The following is a 19,720-nucleotide window of genomic DNA, read 5'->3' on the forward strand; positions in this document are numbered from 1 at the left end:
AAAGAATGAATAAGCATACTTGAAGTAGAGACTTACTGCCCGTTAGACCGGGATAAAAAGGAGGATAGAAATATGCGAACAATCTACCTGGATAATGCTGCCTCTACCTGGCCAAAGCCACCGGAAGTAAGTAAGGCGGTGGCGAAATGTATTGATGAATATGCTGCAAACCCTGGTCGCGGTGGACACAAACTATCGCTTAAAGCAAGCAAAGCAGTATATCAGGCAAGGGTCCGGTTGGCCCGACTTTTTAATGTGAAAAATCCGAACGATATTTTCTTTACCGTAAATGCTACGCATGCGCTGAACCAAGCAATTAAGGGATTTGTAAAAGCAGGAGACCATGTAATCACAACGTCGTTAGAGCATAATTCTGTTCGACGTCCGTTGGAATTCTTGCGTAAAGAAGCAGGTATACAGATTACATATATTAAGCCAGAAAATCATCAATTTTCCTTGGATGCTATTACATCTGCCATTCAAGACAATACTACAATGATTGTCGTAAGCCATGCTTCTAATCTACTGGGCACGATTGCACCGGTAAAAGAAATCGGGCTTATCGCCCGGGAAGCAGGTATTGCTTATCTAGTGGATGCATCACAAACGGCTGGAATCCTTCCGCTTGATGTAGAAGAGATGCAAATGGATATGCTGGCTTTTCCGGGACACAAAGGGTTATATGGCCCGCAGGGAACTGGAGGCTTGTATGTTCGTTCCTCTGTTGAATTAGTGCCATTGCTGCACGGTGGTACAGGTAGTCATTCAGAAGAGATTGATCAACCGATGACGCGTCCAGATCGCTATGAGAGCGGTACGGTAAATACGCCGGGTATTGCGGGACTAGCTGCTGGCGTGGATTTTGTTCTAGAGACAGGCGTAGACACTATTCGTCGGAAAGAGTGGAATTTAACACGCCTTCTACTGGATAAATTGTCTGAGATGGAAGGGGTACGCGTTTTTGGACCGGATAAAGACGTAGAACGAGTAGGTGTTGTGCCGTTTATGCTTGAAGGCGTTGATGCATCAGAGCTTGCTTATATTCTAGATCAGGAGTATAACATTGCTGTACGTGCAGGATTTCACTGTACGCCGCTTGCACACGAGACAGCTGGAACGAGCGACACGGGCGCTGTACGGGTTAGCTTTGGATATTTTAATGAAGAAGAAGATATTGATATACTCATAAAGGCTTTGCAGGAAATTAAGGAAGCTTTTGTTATATAGAGGAGAGTGACAAGGGGGAGCAGCAGAGGTCATGGTGTTGTTGGGAACGGTTGTGAATACAGTTGCAATTATTGCAGGAGCATTGCTTGGTTCGTTGCTATCAGGTATTAAAGAAAACATGAGAGTAACCGTAATGCAGGGCATTTCACTGGCGATTTTCGTGCTGGGCATACAGATGGGAATGGCATCGCAAAACTTTCTGTTGGTTATCTTCAGTCTGGTAGTCGGAAGTATTCTCGGAGAATGGTGGAAGATAGAAGAGAAATTGCAATCTCTGGGCATCTGGCTGGAGAATAGGGTCGGTGGCAAAGGAAAAGGAAGTATTTCCACCGCCTTTGTCACTACTACGCTCGTTTATTGCGTAGGTGCGATGGCAATTCTTGGCTCGCTTGATAGTGGACTACGCAATGATCATCAGGTATTATTCACAAAAGCGATGCTTGATGGTTTCGCAGCGATTATTTTTGCTTCTGCTCTTGGTATTGGAGTCATCTTTTCTGCTGTGCCCGTTTTTTTGTATCAAGGATTGATTACATTAAGCGCCTCACATATCAATCACTTCGTGGATGAAAAGCTAATGATGCTCATCGTAAATGAAATTACGGCAACGGGCGGAATTATGATTATGGCCATTGCTATTAATTTGTTGGAATTGAAAAAAATTCGGATTGCCAATATGCTTCCGGCTTTGCTGGTGGTCTCTGTTGGTGTGCCGATTATGCATCATTGGTCCCGAATTCTGGAATGGATTGAAAACCTGTTATAAAGCCTGAAAGAGCATATGTTTCACTGCATAGTCAGTCTGACAGCATCAGCGGTGAATCATATGCTCTTTCTTTATTCCGAAGCACTTTGATAAACGGATTTAGTTTGTAGATTCGTTATATATCGGGACGGATGGTCTTTTGCCTGAGCTATGGCGTTATGAAGTGAAGTAGCGATCACTTCTCCCATTTTCATTACGACGCTTAAACGCGTATTTTGCAAAACGAAATACTCCATGAAGCCGCCGACATTTACAATGCCTGTAATATGAAAGGTTCCCACTTCGGGCAATTGCTTTTTTACTCCGGCTCCCGGTTTGATAGGACCGTGCGCCACCGTAATCTTTCCTACGCTATTTAATTGGCCCAGACACGCATCAATGGCGATTATAAGCGGATTGTGGTGTCTATTCTTTACGAGGTCGATCGTTTCTTGAAGGTTAACGGCATGAACGGGAGAATCAAGCGTCCCGTAGATGGATACATTATTCGGATACAGTCGTTCCAGATGTGAGCCGACAATGGGGCCGAGTGCGTCTCCGGTCGAGCGGTCTGTCCCGATGCAAAAAACGACAATCTCGGAATGTCCACGGTATACGCGAAGTCGCTGTTGGAGATGCTGGCTTAACAGATCAACGGCCTGTTCCTCTGAATGGTCAACGCGAAACGGATTGGGTGGGTACATTTGTACCGTAGTATTGTCGTTTATCATGCGTACCTCCCGTATAAAAGAATGTTATCAGTATACGCCGAAATTTTGGAAAATATACTGCAGTATTACTTTATTCAGAGGTCGGGGAAAAAGGGACAAATATTATAACGATAAAAACAATTTATTAGTGTTTATACCACTTGAATAGGAGAATGACACAAACAGGCGTTATCGACCAATTCTTGTGGTGAGAGGTAAGAAAAGAAGGAAGGGCGGTGGGCGGGAGCGGTCGGAAAAAGACACGCTTGCCTTTCTTCTGCTGGAGCGCAGGGCGCATCCAACCTCTTCTTTTTCTGAATCGCCTCCTTCCAACCACGCTACCCTGTCAAAATATCAAGTGTAGTTTATATAGCATATGACGCCTATTTTGTTTTTTGCTATATTTTTATATAGAGTGAAACTTCATTCATTCGGGTATTACCCGTTAAGGTGGGATAAAGCCTATAGAGACAAGGAGATATGCATGAACCATTGTATTTTAATCGCGTTTGACTCTACCCAGCAAGCGTTGCGGGCAGAAATGCTGCTCGAATACGCAGATATTGAGATTGATACGAGACCGACACCGAAAGAAATTACGGCCGGTTGTGCTCTTTCCATTGATATACCATTCGCAGATTTTACCATAGCCAGCCGAATTATTAGAGATGAAAAGGTGGAGGTAAAAGGGTATTATCATATGGTGGAGGGAATGTACATACCTTTCGCCGTACAGGGAGAAAGAGAGCGCGAAGCGTCAGAAGGAGAATAGGAGGAATCAATTACGTGGATCTTACCAAGTATTATGACGAGTTTATCGCCTACGTTACTGATGTAGAGAAATGGGTAGCTTTTGGTAAAATAGCGCTGAAAATTATCCTTATTCTTATCGTTGCAAGAATTATTGTGACCGTGGCAAGCGCCGCGGTAAACCGGATTTTCCAGGAACGGCAGTTGCAGGGTGGAAAGCTGGACTCATTAAGGATAGATCCCCGGCGTAGTCAAACGCTCCGCACGTTAATAAACAATATTATTAAATATACGATTTATTTTATTGCGTTTCTTAATGTATTTACATTTCTCGGATATGATCCGAAGCCGTTGCTGGCAAGCGCCGGAGTACTGGGCTTAGCCATTGGTTTTGGCGCACAAAATCTTGTACGCGACGTCATTACTGGCTTTTTTATTATTTTTGAGGATCAATTTGCGGTAGGCGATGTAATCACTGTTGGTAACGTAACAGGCACGGTGCAAGAAATCGGTTTGCGGGTTACGCGAATTAAGATTTGGACGGGCGAAGTATACATTATTCCAAATGGAAACATTACTGAAGTAACAAACCTGTCCGTAGCTAATTCGCTAGCTGTAGTGGATGTCAGCGTAGCCTATAATGAAGATATTAACGAAGTGGTTAAATTATTGGAGGAACAGACAGCCCGTTGGGAGGAAGAGTACGAACAGGTTGTTGCCACGCCAACTGTGCTCGGGGTTGAGCGCTTCGGCACATCAGATGTAGTCATTCGCATCATTGCAGAATGTCAGCCGATGCAGCATTATCCTGTCATGCGCAGCTTGCGCGCCGACATCAAGCGAATGTTTGACGAACGCGGTATTGAGGCACCGTATCCGCATATGGTGATGATTCCGCATCCCGGTGAAGAGAACCGGATGGAGAAAGAGGAAAGAGAAGAAAAAGCTTCATCATAAAATGAAACTTCACTCAGTGGAGGACTACTGCCCGTTAAGGCGGAGTAAAAAAGAGGAGGGAAGAAGGTGGAGCGCAAGCAATTCGGTCTTGGAGACGTCGTGGAAATGAAAAAGCAGCATCCGTGCGGCACCAATCAGTGGAAAATTATTCGTATGGGCATGGACATTCGTTTAAAGTGCCAGGGATGCGAGCATAGCGTACTGATACCGCGACATAAATTTGAGAAAAGCTTAAAGAAAGTACTGGTTCACGCAGAAGAGAACAAATAGGTATAGCAATGAGGCAAAAAAGCGAAGACATGGGCTTTCGGTCTTCGCTTTTTTGTATGTGTTATTGCTTTGGGTGTTCGTTTTCAAAAGCCATTAACAAAATTGGCTTTTTCATTTCTTCACTTAGCTGCTTTTCAAGCGAACGGATTTTTTCCACTTCTTTTTCGGAAAGGGAAGCAGGGGGATAGTCATTCAGGTATTCGTTTGCCATCAATCTCACCTCCTGATTGTAGTATGCCCCGCTTCTAAGGAGGCAGGCGGAGGAAGATTCCTTTTTTCCAAACAGGCAATCATGCTATAATGATGAAAGTGTTTTTGGAAATTGAAATGAGGAGTGTTTACATACATGTCGAATTCTTGTGGGATTGTAGGGCTTCCTAACGTAGGGAAGTCTACGCTGTTTAATGCGATTACTCAAGCAGGGGCTGAGTCGGCCAATTATCCGTTCTGTACGATTGAGCCAAATGTAGGAATTGTAGAAGTTCCGGATGTACGTCTGCAAAAACTGACAGAGCTGGTCGTTCCAAATCGTACGGTTCCAACTGCATTCCAGTTTGTCGATATCGCAGGCCTTGTGCGCGGCGCTAGCAAAGGAGAAGGCCTGGGAAACCAGTTTCTTTCCCATATCCGAGAAGTAGATGCAATTGCGCATGTTGTTCGTTGCTTTGAAGACGAGAATATTACACATGTCGAGGGGAAAATTGATCCTATTAATGATATTACGACCATTAACTTGGAACTAATTCTTGCAGATTTGGAGTCGGTTGAACGACGAGTAGAACGTCTGGGTCGAAAAGTGAAATCCGGGGATAAAGAAGCAAAAGTGGAATATGATGTACTGTTGAAGCTGCGAGATGCATTGGAAAACGAGAAGCCGGCTCGCAGCCTAGAATTGACGGACGACGAGAAAAAATTGGTTCGGCACTTCCACCTATTGACGATGAAGCCGGTACTTTATGTCACGAATGTCAGCGAAGACGGGATTCAAGAAGCGGAGAACGGACAGAATCCATACGTTGAGAAAGTAAAAGAATTTGCTGCTGCCGAAGGCTCTGGCGTAGTTATTATTTCGGCGAAGGTAGAATCGGAAATTGCAGAGATGGATGAAGAAGACAAGGCGATGTTTTTAGAAGAGCTTGGCCTTGAGGAGTCTGGTCTGGATCGATTGATTCGTGAAGCGTATACGCTGCTTGGTCTGATTACGTATTTTACTGCGGGAGTGCAAGAAGTACGTGCGTGGACGATTCGCCGCGGAACGAAAGCGCCACAGGCGGCAGCCGTCATTCATAATGATTTTGAACGCGGCTTTATCCGGGCTGAAGTAGTAGCATATGATGACTTAATTGAAGCCGGCTCCATGGCGAAAGCGAAGGAGAATGGTAAGTTCCGTCTCGAGGGAAAAGAATACGTAGTGGTGGACGGAGACATTATGCATTTCCGATTTAATGTATAAGCTAGTAAAAACAGGACAAAAATGTTGCTGATTTCTTGTCCACAATATAGAAGGGACCTGTCAAAAATCCGGAGATTTCAACGCCGGAGGCAATGGCAGGTTTTTTTCTTATATACAGGAAGGTGAAAATTGAAGTAGACATGCATGTTAAAATATGGTAAATTATGGATAGCGGAACGGAATTATATAAGTAATTCTGTTGGTATGTATGGGAGAGTGCATGAAAAAATACTTGCGATGAACTTCGAAATTCATTATAATTGTGAAATGCGAGTTTAGAATTGCCACGTGTGAAACGGGCTCGCTCCTTGTCCCATATATCATATGGGGCCGTTTAGACCAAAAGGAGGTGAATAGTATGCGCAAATACGAAGTTATGTACATCTTGCGCCCAGACCTTCAAGAAGAAGCCACCAAGGCTAACGTTGAACGTTTCTCCAATGTAATTACGGAGGACGGCGGCGAAATGGAGAAGGTTAACGAAATGGGTAAAAAGCGTCTGGCATATGAAATCGATGATTATCGTGAAGGTTTCTATGTGCTCATGAACTTCCAATCCGAGCCGCAGGCTGTTAATGAGATGGAACGTCTGATGAAGATTAGCGACGATGTGATTCGTTACCTGGTTGTTCGTGAAGACGAAAAATAAGTCTGATGATTTGGAGGGGTTATCGTGTTGAATCGTGCGGTACTGTTAGGTCGCTTAACGAAAGATCCAGAGATGCGCTATACGCCGAGCGGAACGGCTGTAACCACATTTACGCTTGCTATCGATCGTCGTATGACGAACCAGCAAGGTGAGAGGGAAACAGATTTTCTCCCGATCGTAGTGTGGAGCAAGCTGGCTGAGCTGTGCGCGCAGTATCTGAAAAAAGGACAGCAAGCTGCCGTGGAGGGGCGCATTCAAGTGCGCAACTACGAGAATAAGGAAGGTCGTAGAGTCTACGTGACAGAAATTGTGGCCGAGAATGTCCAATTCCTGAGCGGTGGACAAGGTCAAGGCGGAGAACCGTCGTATGCAGGCGGTTTTGATAAGCCGGCTTCCTCGTTTGGAGGCAGCGGTGGCGGCGGACGTTCACGCGATTCATTTAATGATAATCCCTTTGCTGATGATCAGAAACCGATTGATATATCGGATGATGACTTACCATTTTAATAACGCTACGGTATGATCTTTTATAAAAGGAGGGAATTTTCATGGCACAACGTCGTGGACGCGGTAAGCGTCGTAAAGTGTGTTATTTTACTTCCAATAAAATTACGCACATCGACTACAAAGATGTAGATTTGCTGAAGAAGTTCGTCAGCGAACGCGGTAAGATTTTACCTCGCCGTGTGACTGGCACTTCTGCAAAATATCAGCGTATGCTGACTGTTGCAATCAAACGTGCTCGTCAAATTGCTCTGTTGCCTTACGTAACGGAGTAGGATAGATGATGAAAGAGGCAGAGAGGAATTCTCTTGCCTCTTTTTTCGTCTTATTGACCGCTTGTTTGCCACATGGCGGGCTTTATGATAAATTTAGTGGGGTTTCATTGATGACGTGAAGAATTGGAGTGAAGCACCTGTGCGTAGTAATGTGCGAGCGATACTGGAAGGCGCGTTCATGAGCGCGATTTTTCTAGTGCTCTTTTTTGTTGCGTTTTATACGCCCTTAAGCGTGATTGCTGCTTTTGCATTGCCTGTGCCGTTCTCGATATACGGATATCGCCACAATACCAGAATGGGTGTGCTAACGGTATTAGTAGCTGCGATTTTATCATTTATTTTCACCAGTTTTCCAGGATTGTTAATTTCTTTGCCAGCTGCGGTCATGGGGCTAGTCATGGGGATTGCCTACCGGAAACAAAAATCTCCCCGACATGTTCTCGTGCTTGGAATGGTGACACAGCTTGCTTTTATATTTGTCAGTATTGGGCTTGTCTTGGCCATTACACAAACTAATCCGGTAAATGATATGATTAAGGGGATGGGTGAGCTATCGAATCAGATGCTTACCGAAATGCAAGGGCAGGTAGATAATTCGATTAAGCAGCTTCCGCCTGATCAGCAGAACGGAATGCAGGGAAAACAGCTTACACGGGTTAAGGAATCACTTGAGAGCATGAAAGTGCAACTCCCTGCTTTGATTTCCGCGATCATTCCTGGAATGTTAATTTCATCGTCGTTGCTAGCGGCATTGATTAACCATGCGCTTTTCCGAAAGGTTTTGCAACGAATGGGCACGCAAATTCAGGCGCTTCCTGCTTTACATAATTTGCGCTTTCCTCGTTCCATTTTGTATTATTATCTTATTGTACTCTTTTTGTTTATGATACCGGAGCTGCACACGTACCGCTTCCTTTACACGGTAGCATTAAATGTAATGATTGTGCTTCAGCTTTTGTTTGCTGTTCAGGCATTGGGCTTTGTTGCATACTGGATTCATAAACGAAATATAAGCAAAGGTCTTCTGATTCTTGCGGTCATCTTATTCCTAATTCCGCCGTTTACCTATATACTACTTTTAATAGGGGTTTTGGATGTAGGATTTAACCTGCGGAATCGATTCTTCAATAATAGGAGCTGAGTATATGCCGAAGTTCCTGGCAAAACGCTGGTTTGGCTCGCATATGATCCTCGCTCTCGTTTTTTGCTTGCTGGCAGCCGGATTACTTACCGTGTACGTACAATGGCTGTTTGCGGTAGTGGGATTTGTCGTCATTGCAGGCAGTGGATATCTTGCGTTTCGTAACCAGCGGCTTTTTCGTGATGAGATGGAAGCCTATATTTCGACACTGGGTCATCGCATCAAAAAAGCGGGGGATGAAGTAATTAATGAAATGCCGTTCGGGATCGTACTTTATAATGAAGATAAAACCATCGAATGGCACAATCCATATCTGCAACGGATAACGGAAAACGAGAACTTGATTGGTGAATCGCTGCTTGATGTATTTCCGACGCTGACAGATATGAAAGACAATGAGCTACAGACAGAGATTACGTACCGTCAACGCATCTATGAAATCCTGCACCGTCCAGAAGAGAGACTGCTTTATTTCAAGGATGTGACTGAATTCCGGGAATTGCAGATGCATTATAATGAAGAGAAGCTAGTATTGGCTATCGTGCATCTCGATAACCTGGATGAAGTGGCGCAGGGGATGGATGAGCAGAGTCGTAGTCTTCTGTTGACAAATGTAACGGGCGCGATTACGAAATGGGCTCAGAACTACGGTATTTATTTGCGGCGTTTTTCTTCTGACAAGTTCCTCGCAGTATTCGATCAGGGAACATTGGAGCAGTTGGAAGCCACTCGTTTCGATATTCTGGATGTCGTACGAGAGATGACCAGCAAGAATAAAATTCCGATCACGTTAAGTATCGGCGTAGGTGCGGGCATCGATACATTTATCGAGCTGGGCGAGATGGCGCAGTCAAGTTTGGATATGGCATTGGGTCGCGGCGGAGACCAGGCGGCAGTCAAAATTAAAGACAAAATTACATTCTATGGTGGCAAATCAAACGCTGTAGAAAAGCGAAACCGGGTACGTGCCCGAGTGATTTCTCACGCATTGCGAGATTTAATGCTAGAAAGCGATCTCGTTCTCATTATGGGTCACAAGATGCCGGATATGGATGCCATTGGCGCCGCCATTGGTGTGCTGAAGGCAGTGCATGCGGCGCAGAAGCAAGGCTATATCGTACTTGATGAGAGCAACCCTGCTATTGAGCGTCTCATGCAGGAAGTAGAGGAACACGAATATCTGGATGATTATTTTATTACAAGCGATCAGGCAGTACAGATGGTAACGAGACGTACGCTGGTCGTCGTCGTAGATACTCATCGTCCGTCAATGACGATTGAGCCCCGTTTATTAAATGCCACGAATAAGGTGGTCCTTATTGACCATCATCGCCGCTCGGCAGAATTTATCGCTGACCCGGTGCTTATCTATCTGGAGCCGTACGCTTCGTCCACCAGTGAGCTCGTTACGGAGTTGCTACAGTATCAGGGGGAAAACTTGAAACTTGATGTATTAGAGGCAACGGCGTTGCTTGCTGGTATTGTAGTCGATACGAAAAGCTTCGCATTCCGTACCGGTTCGCGGACATTTGAAGCCGCATCCTTTCTGCGGCGCAAAGGTGCCGATACGTCATTGGTGCAGGTGCTGCTGAAAGAAGATTTAACCCAATATATTCGGCGATCCGAGATTGTCCAGCATACAGAAGTTCTAGGCGGCTCGATTGCTATCGCAACAGGAAAAGAGAATGAAAAATATGGGCAGTTGCTTATTGCGCAGGCAGCAGATACACTGCTTACAATGGCGGGTATCGAAGCATCGTTTGTTGTCTGTCGCAGGCCGGATGACCTGATCGCCATCAGCGCACGTTCCCTGGGCGATTTTAATGTCCAGGTGGTTATGGAGCAGATGGGAGGCGGCGGCCATTTAAATAATGCGGCGACGCAGTTGAAAGATGTGACCGTGGCCGAGGCGGTGGAACAGCTCAAGCAAGTGCTTAAGAATTACCAAGGGGGGAAACTGAAATGAAAGTAATTTTACTGCAAGATGTAAAAGGACAGGGCAAAAAAGGGGAAGTCAAGGAAGTTTCCGAAGGGTATGCTCGTAACTTCCTGTTGAAGAAAGGTCTAGCGAAGGAAGCGACACCAGGCAATATGAAGATGCAGGAAGCCCATAAGAAGAGTGAAGAAAAGCGTAAACAGGAAGAGCTGGAAGAAGCGAAGAAAGTAGCGAAGGTAATGGAGGAAACGACGATTACCATTAAGGCCAAGTCCGGCGAAGGCGGGCGCTTGTTCGGTGGTGTAAGCTCCAAGCAAATCGCTGAAGAATTGAAAAAAGCGAATTTTAAGGTGGATAAACGTAAAATTGAACTGCCTGAACCGATTCGCACTCTTGGCTACACAAATGTGCCAATCAAATTGCATCAGGAAGTTACAGCGACAGTGAAGGTGCATGTCGTTGAAGAATAGAATTGAGGGATAGACCATGAGTGATATTTTCCTCGATCGTATTCCACCCCAAAACATGGAGGCCGAACAGGCCGTTTTGGGGGCTATTTTTTTGGAGCGGGAAGCGCTGATTACAGCTACGGATATTTTGGCGGCAGAGGATTTCTATCGGACCTCTCATCAGCGTATCTTTCAGGTAATGGTAGATTTAGGGGAGCGTAACGAGCCGGTCGACCTTGTTACAGTAACAGCGGAGCTAGAGAACCGCAAACAGCTTGATGAGGTAGGTGGCGTCTCATATTTAACCGATTTGGCTACATCAGTACCGACTGCATCCAATGTAGGATACTATGCCCGAATCGTAGAGGAGAAGTCGACCTTGCGAAGGTTAATCCGTGCGGCTACGAAAATTGTAACGGACGGATATACGGCGGGTGAAGACGTGCCTGGTCTGCTGAGCGATGCCGAGAAGACGATCATGCAAATCTCTCAGCGCCAACGGACGTCAAGCTTCCAGCACATTAAAGACGTGTTGATGGATACGTATGAACATATTGAGACACTGTCTAACAATAAAGGGGAAATTACCGGGTTACCGAGCGGCTATCCAGACCTTGATAAGATGACAGCGGGCCTTAAGCCTTCCGAGCTTATTATACTGGCTGCCCGGCCAGCGGTGGGAAAGACAGCATTTGCACTGAATGTGGCGCAGAACGTGGCGGCACGAGCCGGAGCGCCGGTCGCTATCTTCAGTCTGGAGATGTCAGCAACACAGCTGGTACAGCGGATGATCTGTGCAGAAGGTAATATTGATGCCCAGCGTATGCGAACCGGTTATTTCGCCGAAGAGGACTGGCATAAGCTCACGATGGCAATAGGAACACTAGCGAATGCACCTATTTATATCGATGATACGCCGGGGATTACGATAAGTGAAATCCGTTCGAAATGCCGTCGTCTCAAAGCAGAGGCCGGACTGGGATTAATTCTTATCGATTACCTGCAACTGATTACCGGACGAAAGGGAGGCGGCGGTGACAACCGTCAACAAGAAATATCGGAGATCTCCCGGACGTTGAAGCTGATTGCCCGTGAATTGGAATGCCCGGTCATTGCTCTGTCTCAGCTTAGCCGTGCGGTAGAGCAGCGTCAGGATAAGCGCCCGATGCTTTCGGATATTCGCGAAAGCGGAAGTATAGAGCAGGATGCGGACATGGTTGCTTTTCTGTATAGGGATGACTATTATGATAAAGAAACCGAACGTAAAAATATTATCGAAGTGATTATCGGTAAGCAGCGGAGTGGTCCTACGGGTACGGTTGAGTTGGCTTTTCTCAAGGAATATAACAAATTCGTCAGTCTCAGCCAGCACGATGCGCCCGGTTAATCGTGAATGACCAATGTATAGATTTTTAAAAAATCCCTATCCTATCTGATAGGGATTTTCTTCTGTTCTATCTGGCATTCTCGAACAAATTGTAGCTTGAAAACCCGATTGTTCGGTTTTTATTGACAGAAAGAAACACCGTTGCTAAACTTAATATGTTAGAAAAGTAGGAGGTGCCCAGCCAATGTCAACCGTAGTAGTTGTAGGAACCCAGTGGGGGGACGAAGGAAAAGGAAAAATCACTGACTTCCTCGCGGAGAAAGCGGAAGTCGTCGCGCGTTATCAAGGTGGAAACAATGCGGGTCATACCATTGTTTTTGGCGGGACAAAATATAAATTACACTTAATTCCTTCAGGGATTTTTTACAAAGAGAAAATTTGCGTAATCGGAAACGGTATGGTTGTTAATCCGAAAGCTTTAGTAGAAGAATTAGATTACTTACATAGCAACGGCGTAAGCACGGATAATCTGCGCATCAGTGATCGTGCGCATGTCATTATGCCCTATCACATGAAGCTCGATGCGGCCGAAGAAGCAAAAAAGGGTGAAAATAAAATCGGCACGACGCTTAAAGGCATCGGGCCTGCATATATGGATAAATCTGCTCGTATTGGCATTCGTATCGCTGATTTGATGGATAAAGACGTATTCGAAAAAAAGCTTCGCCGTAACCTGGAAGAAAAGAACCGTTTATTCGAGAAATACTATGAAACAGAAGGCTTCACAGTTGAAGAGATTCTCGAAGAATATATGCAATATGTAGAACGCATTCGTCCGTATGTAATGGATACATCTGTTGTATTGAATGATGCGATCGATGCAGGCAAGCGTGTATTGTTCGAAGGTGCGCAAGGCGTTATGCTTGATATTGATCAAGGAACGTATCCGTTCGTAACGTCTTCCAATCCGGTAGCAGGTGGCGTATGTATCGGTTCCGGTGTAGGTCCGACGAAAATCCACCACGTAGTGGGTGTGGCAAAGGCGTATACGAGCCGTGTTGGTGATGGTCCGTTCCCGACAGAGCTGCACGATGAAGTAGGAAATCAGATCCGTGAAGTCGGACGTGAATACGGTACGACAACAGGCCGTCCACGCCGCGTAGGCTGGTTCGACAGCGTAGTGGTGCGCCATGCACGCCGCGTTAGCGGAATCACGGCATTGTCCTTGAACTCACTTGATGTGCTGAGCGGATTGAAAACAGTGAAAATCTGCGCCGCATACCGTTATAAAGGCGAGATTATTGAGCATTACCCGGCTAATTTAAATGTATTGGCTGAGTGTGAACCGGTATACGAAGAGTTGCCAGGCTGGGATGAAGATATTACAGGTGTCCGCTCTCTTGATGAACTGCCGGCGAATGCGCGTCACTATGTAGAGCGTATCACGCAATTAACAGGGATTCCGCTTTCCACTTTCTCGGTGGGACCGGGTCGTGAACAAACGAATATCGTGCGTAGCGTATACGCGCTGTAAAATAAAAGAGACACATACAATAAGACTCTGGTTGTTTAGAAACCAGAGTCTTATTTCCTTTTACTTATGTCAATTCGTGTCGAAATGTGTCATTTTTCCTTGCCATACCATTCTTCCAATGATACCATAAAGAAGTGTTTGGAAGACAAAGTGTGGAGACACAGATCCAGGTGTCTCATTTTGTGTATAAAATTGCTCAATTAACTAAAGATAAACAGAGACAAAGGGATACTTTTATAAGGTTCCCTTTTTTGTTTTTTTAAGGAGAGTTTCACTTCATTGCAAGTTGCAAGAACAAGGGAGGTACCGATGTTTATCGAGAGAATGTCGTCATGGACGAAAGATACATGGTCCCATGGCGTGAAATTCGTCCAAGATAAGAAGAAGAAAGGCAAGGTCGCGTTTGGCATTTTGGCAGGTTCTCTTTTGGTCAGTGGAACGGCAGCAGGCGGCTATGTCTATCAATCGAATCTCACTACTCTTTATCATGTTTCAGTGGGAGGAAAAGAAATTGGCGTTGTCGATAATCCGGATGCGATACGGAAATGGCTAGGAGATAAGCTGGCTACCGAGAAGAAAAAGTATCCGAATTTAGCGCTTGGCTTTCATAAGGACATCACTATTACCGAGAAACAGCATTATAACGCTCAGAGTGCGGGAGATAGTGAAGTATTGAAGAAGCTGGCCTCTATCGTGCATGTGGAAGCGAATGCTGCACAGTTAGTCGTAAATGGACAGACGATTGCTTATGCCAAAGATCAGAAAACTATTAACCAGGCGCTGCATCGCCTGAAAGCTTCATATAATGAGAAAAAGCTGACACAAAATCTGACAGCGGGTGCGGAGGATGTCGCTACAGAACAGATAAAGCAAGCAGATCCTGATATATCGCACATCACCATTAAAGAAAAAATCCAGGTTGAAAAGAAATCTGTCACACCTAGACAAGTTTTGAACGAAGTGCAACTGATGAATGTACTGCAAAAAGGGGTGCCTGAGCAAAAGAAGCATATCGTACGGAACGGGGAAAATTTGTGGAGTATTGCCCCGCAGTATGGCTTGAGAGAGAAAGATCTTTTGGCGATGAATCCCGGAATGAAAGAAGATACCCTGCTTCAAGTTGGAGATAAGATAAATGTACAGGCCCTAGAGCCAAAAATAACCGTTGTCTCCAAGCAGGAAACAATAGAAAATGTAGTTATTCCGTATAAAATAAATGCAAAGCCGGAGCCCACAAAATATCGCGGCGATGATACAATTGTGACGGAAGGGAAAAATGGTAGCAAGCAGGTTGTCTATGAATTAGTGAAAGAAAACGGCAAACTCGTACAGAAAAATCCAATACAGCAAAAAATTCTTCAGCAGCCGGTAGCTAAAGTAATTATCCGTGGAACAAAAGTAAAGCCATCGCGTGGGGACGGGCATTTCCGCATGCCTTCTACAGGTGTATTCAGTTCTCCGTTCGGAGAGCGCTGGGGACGGATGCATGAGGGGATTGATATTGCTACGCCTGTTGGTACGCCAATTCATACATCGGATAATGGGCGTGTCACTTTCGTTGGAACGAAGAGCGGATACGGCAAGGTGATGATGGTCGATCACGGAAACGGCTATCGTACGGTATATGGTCACTTAGATGATTTCGTGGCGAAGACAGGAGATATTGTGGTGAAGGGAGAAGTCATCGCCAAGTCCGGCAATACGGGGCGTTCTACAGGCCCTCACTTGCACTTTGAAATTCATAAGGACGGGAAACCGGTTAATCCCATGACTTATCTGCGATAAGCGGAATAGAGAGAGAAGTCGACGCAGGGATCATTGCGTCGGCTTTTTTCTGTGTATAAAAGAAGAGAAGGATTTTTCCCGAAAAAGTGGAAAGAGTCTAGGAGAGGTGAAACAATGGGACATAAAGTGATGGTAGTAGACGATGAACGTCCGATAGCGGACATTCTTCAATTTACGCTTGAAAAAGAAGGTTATAATGTCGTGTGCGCTTATGATGGAGATGAAGCGGTCGTGCTAGCCGAAAAAGAAAAACCCGATTTGATATTACTTGATATTATGCTGCCCGGTAAAGACGGGATGGAAGTGTGCAGAATTGTCCGTCGTACGTCTGAAGTACCGATTATTATGCTGACAGCAAAAGACAGCGAGCTTGACAAAGTGCTTGGTCTGGAATTAGGTGCGGACGATTATGTAACGAAACCGTTCAGCAGTCGGGAGCTTCTCGCACGAATTAAAGCTAATCTGCGTCGACGTACGAAAATCCTTGCGGAAGAATCAAAGAAAGAGGACGAGCCTTCTACCAAGATTGCAGTAGGGCAGCTTGTCATTGATTCGAAATCGTATACGGTGGAAAAGGGAGGTCAGCAGATCGACATTACCCATCGTGAATTCGCCCTGTTGCACTATATGGCGAAGAACAGAGGGCAAGTTATGACACGTGACCATCTTCTACAAGCGGTGTGGGGATTTGATTATTTCGGAGATGCCCGTACGGTAGATGTTACCATTCGACGCCTGCGGGAAAAAATCGAAGATGATCCGAGCGTGCCGCAGTATATTATCACCCGGCGCGGCCTCGGCTACATGATGCGCAGCACGCTGGAGGAATAAAGAATGAAGCGCATCCGTTTCTTCCAAACGGTTCAATGGAAAGTTGTTATTCTCTACTTGCTCTTAATCTTGATTGCAATGCAAGTCATCGGCGCTTACTTCATACGCGCCACGGAATCATATTACTTAAATAATTTTAATGAAACGCTAAATACTCAGGCCAACCTCCTGGCGGTCAATGTAGAGAAATACTTGGAAGAAGAGAACATCCCCCGTGAAGATATCGATAACTTAATCCGCAATCTGTTCGCCCTGCGTAATGCGGATGTGCAATTGCTCGATCAGAATGGTACCGTTCTTACGACCACGGAAGAGAACAAGGCTTTCATCGGTCAGAAGAACACACGCGCTGAGATTAACATGGCGCTTTTGGGAACCCGAAATGAATCGATCCAGTACAACCCGGAAACCCGGCAACGGGTTAAAGTGCTGGCTTTGCCTATAAAGAAAGGAACGAAAATTCTGGGCGTGCTCTACATGGTGGCTTCCATGGAGGAAGTATACCATACGATGCGGCAGATTAACGGCATTTTTGCTACGGGTACGGTGCTTGCTCTCTTGCTCACGGCCGCGCTTGGTATCGTGCTCTCCCGAACGATTACGACACCGGTCAAAGAAATTACCCGGCAAGCGACTGCGATGGTGGGCGGGGATTTCAATGGTCAGGTACGCATCTATTCCGAAGATGAGATTGGACAGCTTGGAGAGACTTTCAACCTGTTAACCCGGAAGCTGAAGCAGGCGCTTTCCCAGACGGAGGCAGAAAAGGAAAAGCTGTCTTCAATTCTGACTAATATGACCGACGGGGTTATCGCAGCAGATGGCAACCGCAATATTATTCTTGTCAATAAACCGGCTCAGCGTATTCTCGGCGTCGGCTATAAAAAGGTACTGGGCAAGAATTTGTATGAGGTTCTCGCCATTCCAGGGGAAGAGGAGTGGGATTTTCTATTCAAAGAAAACGGGTCGATGCTAATGGATATGAATGTGGATGTGGATGGAGAAGAACGTCTCATTCGCTTTTCGTTTACCGTGTTGAAGAGCCGGGGCGAAGAGAAGAAATCCGGCATTATCGCCGTTCTGCAGGATGTAACTGAACAAGAAGCGATGGAGAAGGAGCGCAAGGAGTTTGTTGCTAATGTTTCGCATGAGCTACGCACACCGCTGACGACGCTTAAAAGCTATCTGGAAGCGTTGGAAGAAGGCGTAATCGACGATCCTGAGCTTTCCCGTCGGTTTCTGCGCGTCTTGCTGAATGAAACGGATCGGATGACCCGGTTGGTAACGGATCTGCTGCAGCTTTCCCGGTACGATGCCGGGCAATATATGCTTGATTTGCAGCCGCTGAGCGTTCATGAACTGTTACAGGACGTATTTGAGAGGTTCGCACTGCGAAGCCAACAGGAGAATATTGCTTTACAAGTGGATTTGCCTGCAGATTCCCTTCCGTTGGTCAAAGCGGACAGGGATAATATTATTCAGGTGCTTGATAACTTGATTTCGAATGCGATGAAATATTCGAATGAGAATACAACAGTAGTCATGCGGGCACATGAAGAAGAGGAAGCTGTACGTATCGAAATTATCGATGAAGGAATGGGGATAAGAAGACGCGACTTAGACAGGATTTTCGAACGCTTCTACCGGGTAGATAAAGCGCGTAGCCGAAGCATGGGAGGAACAGGGCTTGGGCTTTCCATCGCGCGTCAGATTGTGCTTGTTCATGGGGGCACAATTGATATTGATAGTGAATGGCAGAAAGGGACACGTGTTAGCTTTACACTGCCGTTATATGGGGAGAATGAGGATGAAACTTGAAAGACTGAAAACTATCATTTTAATCTTTCTCATTTCATTAAGTCTTGTTCTATCGGGCTTTCTTTGGAATAGCGCACCCCAGTTGGATAACTTAACGCCAGCCGACTATGTAGTATCCAAGCCTGTCGGTCATAAATATGAGGTGACGGACGTTATTCGTCCCTCTTCCATGATGTTTCACGTTGGAGATGGCAGACATATGAAGGCGAATATCGAATCGGCTATGTACAAGCGACTAAGAGCGGAGATGGATAAGTGGTATTTCTATGATTTTGCAAAGATAAAAGTTACTAAAGAAGAGTGGGAAAGTATCATCAATAAGAAAAAAGCGGTAGAAATTATCTACAAACATGAGATTCCCGCAGATATTGCAAGCGAATTATTCAATATCCGAGGACGATTCCCAGATGATTTCCGCTCGGTAAGCCGTATTGTACTTTATGAGAATAAGGAACAAAAAGCGGTTCATGTGCTTCTTCTCTCTGATAGGAATCGACAGGTTATCCAAGTGCATACATCCATGATTCCAGAAGAGATGAACAAGCTGTTTGTATCTGCTAATCTGGATGGATTGTCAGAACAAATCTTATTCCGTACATTTGCAGAGAAAGAAGAGGACAATGTTGATTCATTTTACCAGCCGGTTTATTTGCCGAAGGGGCGGGAGAAAATGTGGCGGTATCGATATTTCTATCAACCGTTGACAGTTCAACAAGTATTGGACGCCATGTTTGTAGATGCTAGTATGGCGCGGCAGATAACCGAGCGGGACGGTACGATGATTTATACGAATGGTAGCCAGTCGGTCTCTATTCCCAAAAGCCGCGATTACTTGCTGTATCGTCATCCAACACACGAATGGGAAAGCCAATCGAGCGAACGTGCCAATTATGAAGCGCTCAGTTCGGTATTGTCTTTCATCAATCAGCATGGCGGTTGGACTGGCCACTATTATCTAGAAAACGTAAGTGGAGTGGATGCGATAAACCGGGAAGAGACGGTAGCGTATCGTTTCCGTCAGTACGTAGGCCCCTATCCGCTGTTCAGTATGAAAGGGACGGATTTAAACATCATTTCTGCTCGTATCTCTGGAGGCAATGTATCGGAATTATTCTATCCTATGCGGCAGTTGGATTTATACTTTGAACGGGTGCCTGTTGTCACTGTTTCCGGGACAGAACTAATAAAATGGCTAGAGAATAAAGGAATCAGCAAGCGACAGGTCGTATCCGTCGAACTTGGCCTTTATACACGTCGCGTCTATGATTTTATTGAGATGAAACCGTGCTGGGCCATTCATTTGACAGACCACGATCCGCTCTATGTATTAGCGGATGTCGACGGATTCGGCAAGTGAGT

At 45.5% G+C, this 19,720-nt stretch carries 21 protein-coding genes; 19 read left to right on the top strand and 2 right to left on the bottom strand.

The annotated features are described in order from the left end of the window. The first annotated feature begins 72 nt into the window (after positions 1–72). Both AF333_RS26300 and AF333_RS26305 read left to right on the top strand, forming a co-directional pair. Positions 73–1,227, top strand: a complete 1,155-nt coding sequence (locus AF333_RS26300) for an aminotransferase class V-fold PLP-dependent enzyme (protein WP_043068406.1) — start codon at positions 73–75, stop codon at positions 1,225–1,227. A 31-nt stretch (positions 1,228–1,258) separates the two neighbouring features. After that, positions 1,259–1,993 (top strand): DUF554 domain-containing protein, encoded by a 735-nt coding sequence (locus tag AF333_RS26305; protein WP_043068407.1) that lies wholly within the window; start codon positions 1,259–1,261, stop codon positions 1,991–1,993. A 71-nt stretch (positions 1,994–2,064) separates the two neighbouring features. Here AF333_RS26305 and yyaC read toward each other — a convergent pair whose 3' ends face one another. Beyond that, entirely contained in the window at positions 2,065–2,703 is a 639-nt protein-coding gene (yyaC, locus tag AF333_RS26310) for a spore protease YyaC (protein ID WP_043068408.1), read from the bottom strand. 184 nt (positions 2,704–2,887) lie between these two features. On the opposite strand from yyaC, the gene AF333_RS36380 reads away from it, so the two are divergent. From AF333_RS36380 to AF333_RS26325, 4 genes are all read left to right on the top strand, one after another. Beyond that, complete coding sequence (locus AF333_RS36380) at positions 2,888–3,046, top strand: hypothetical protein (RefSeq protein WP_235497034.1); 159 nt, start codon at positions 2,888–2,890, stop codon at positions 3,044–3,046. Positions 3,047–3,166: 120 nt separating this feature from the next. After that, positions 3,167–3,454, top strand: coding sequence for a DUF3343 domain-containing protein (locus tag AF333_RS26315; protein WP_043068409.1), 288 nt, complete (start codon positions 3,167–3,169; stop codon positions 3,452–3,454). 14 nt (positions 3,455–3,468) lie between these two features. Then, a complete protein-coding gene (locus AF333_RS26320; RefSeq protein WP_074715427.1) occupies positions 3,469–4,389 on the top strand; it encodes a mechanosensitive ion channel family protein in 921 nt (306 codons plus the stop codon). Between the two features lie 66 nt (positions 4,390–4,455). After that, positions 4,456–4,659 carry a DUF951 domain-containing protein gene (locus tag AF333_RS26325; RefSeq protein ID WP_043068411.1) on the top strand — a complete coding sequence of 68 codons (204 nt, stop codon included), beginning with the start codon at positions 4,456–4,458 and terminating at the stop codon, positions 4,657–4,659. A 61-nt stretch (positions 4,660–4,720) separates the two neighbouring features. Here the strand turns inward: AF333_RS26325 and AF333_RS33995 are convergent, their stop codons facing one another. Beyond that, positions 4,721–4,870, bottom strand: a complete 150-nt coding sequence (locus AF333_RS33995; RefSeq protein ID WP_158502528.1) for a hypothetical protein — start codon at positions 4,868–4,870, stop codon at positions 4,721–4,723. Between the two features lie 135 nt (positions 4,871–5,005). Here AF333_RS33995 and ychF point away from each other — a divergent pair, with 135 nt between their 5' ends. The 13 genes from ychF to AF333_RS26390 all read left to right on the top strand — a co-directional run bounded on the left by ychF (position 5,006) and on the right by AF333_RS26390 (position 19,718). Continuing rightward, on the top strand, positions 5,006–6,112 hold the full coding sequence (gene ychF / locus AF333_RS26330; RefSeq protein WP_043068412.1) for a redox-regulated ATPase YchF: 1,107 nt from the start codon (positions 5,006–5,008) through the stop codon (positions 6,110–6,112). Positions 6,113–6,470: 358 nt separating this feature from the next. Beyond that, complete coding sequence (rpsF, locus tag AF333_RS26335; RefSeq protein WP_043068413.1) at positions 6,471–6,761, top strand: 30S ribosomal protein S6; 291 nt, start codon at positions 6,471–6,473, stop codon at positions 6,759–6,761. Between the two features lie 24 nt (positions 6,762–6,785). Then, a complete protein-coding gene (locus AF333_RS26340) occupies positions 6,786–7,268 on the top strand; it encodes a single-stranded DNA-binding protein (RefSeq protein ID WP_043068414.1) in 483 nt (160 codons plus the stop codon). A 41-nt stretch (positions 7,269–7,309) separates the two neighbouring features. Next, complete coding sequence (rpsR, locus tag AF333_RS26345) at positions 7,310–7,540, top strand: 30S ribosomal protein S18 (protein ID WP_021619993.1); 231 nt, start codon at positions 7,310–7,312, stop codon at positions 7,538–7,540. A 115-nt stretch (positions 7,541–7,655) separates the two neighbouring features. Beyond that, complete coding sequence (locus AF333_RS26350; protein ID WP_139189174.1) at positions 7,656–8,681, top strand: YybS family protein; 1,026 nt, start codon at positions 7,656–7,658, stop codon at positions 8,679–8,681. 4 nt (positions 8,682–8,685) lie between these two features. Continuing rightward, on the top strand, positions 8,686–10,647 hold the full coding sequence (locus AF333_RS26355; protein WP_043068416.1) for a DHH family phosphoesterase: 1,962 nt from the start codon (positions 8,686–8,688) through the stop codon (positions 10,645–10,647). Then, positions 10,644–11,087: a 50S ribosomal protein L9 gene (rplI, locus tag AF333_RS26360; protein ID WP_043068417.1), complete on the top strand. Its 444-nt coding sequence runs from the start codon at positions 10,644–10,646 to the stop codon at positions 11,085–11,087. Before AF333_RS26355 ends, rplI begins: the two co-directional genes overlap by 4 nt. A gap of 16 nt (positions 11,088–11,103) precedes the next feature. Then, on the top strand, positions 11,104–12,453 hold the full coding sequence (dnaB, locus tag AF333_RS26365) for a replicative DNA helicase (RefSeq protein ID WP_043068418.1): 1,350 nt from the start codon (positions 11,104–11,106) through the stop codon (positions 12,451–12,453). Positions 12,454–12,637: 184 nt separating this feature from the next. Continuing rightward, entirely contained in the window at positions 12,638–13,927 is a 1,290-nt protein-coding gene (locus AF333_RS26370) for an adenylosuccinate synthase (RefSeq protein ID WP_043068419.1), read from the top strand. Positions 13,928–14,236: 309 nt separating this feature from the next. Continuing rightward, complete coding sequence (locus tag AF333_RS26375; protein ID WP_043068420.1) at positions 14,237–15,712, top strand: M23 family metallopeptidase; 1,476 nt, start codon at positions 14,237–14,239, stop codon at positions 15,710–15,712. A gap of 114 nt (positions 15,713–15,826) precedes the next feature. After that, a complete protein-coding gene (gene yycF, locus AF333_RS26380) occupies positions 15,827–16,543 on the top strand; it encodes a response regulator YycF (protein WP_043068421.1) in 717 nt (238 codons plus the stop codon). A gap of 3 nt (positions 16,544–16,546) precedes the next feature. After that, complete coding sequence (walK, locus tag AF333_RS26385) at positions 16,547–18,361, top strand: cell wall metabolism sensor histidine kinase WalK (RefSeq protein WP_043068422.1); 1,815 nt, start codon at positions 16,547–16,549, stop codon at positions 18,359–18,361. Then, a complete protein-coding gene (locus AF333_RS26390) occupies positions 18,351–19,718 on the top strand; it encodes a YycH family regulatory protein (protein ID WP_043068423.1) in 1,368 nt (455 codons plus the stop codon). Before walK ends, AF333_RS26390 begins: the two co-directional genes overlap by 11 nt. Positions 19,719–19,720 lie beyond the last annotated feature (2 nt).

Origin of the sequence: Aneurinibacillus migulanus (assembly GCF_001274715.1) — a bacterium.
Lineage (GTDB): Bacteria > Bacillota > Bacilli > Aneurinibacillales > Aneurinibacillaceae > Aneurinibacillus > Aneurinibacillus migulanus.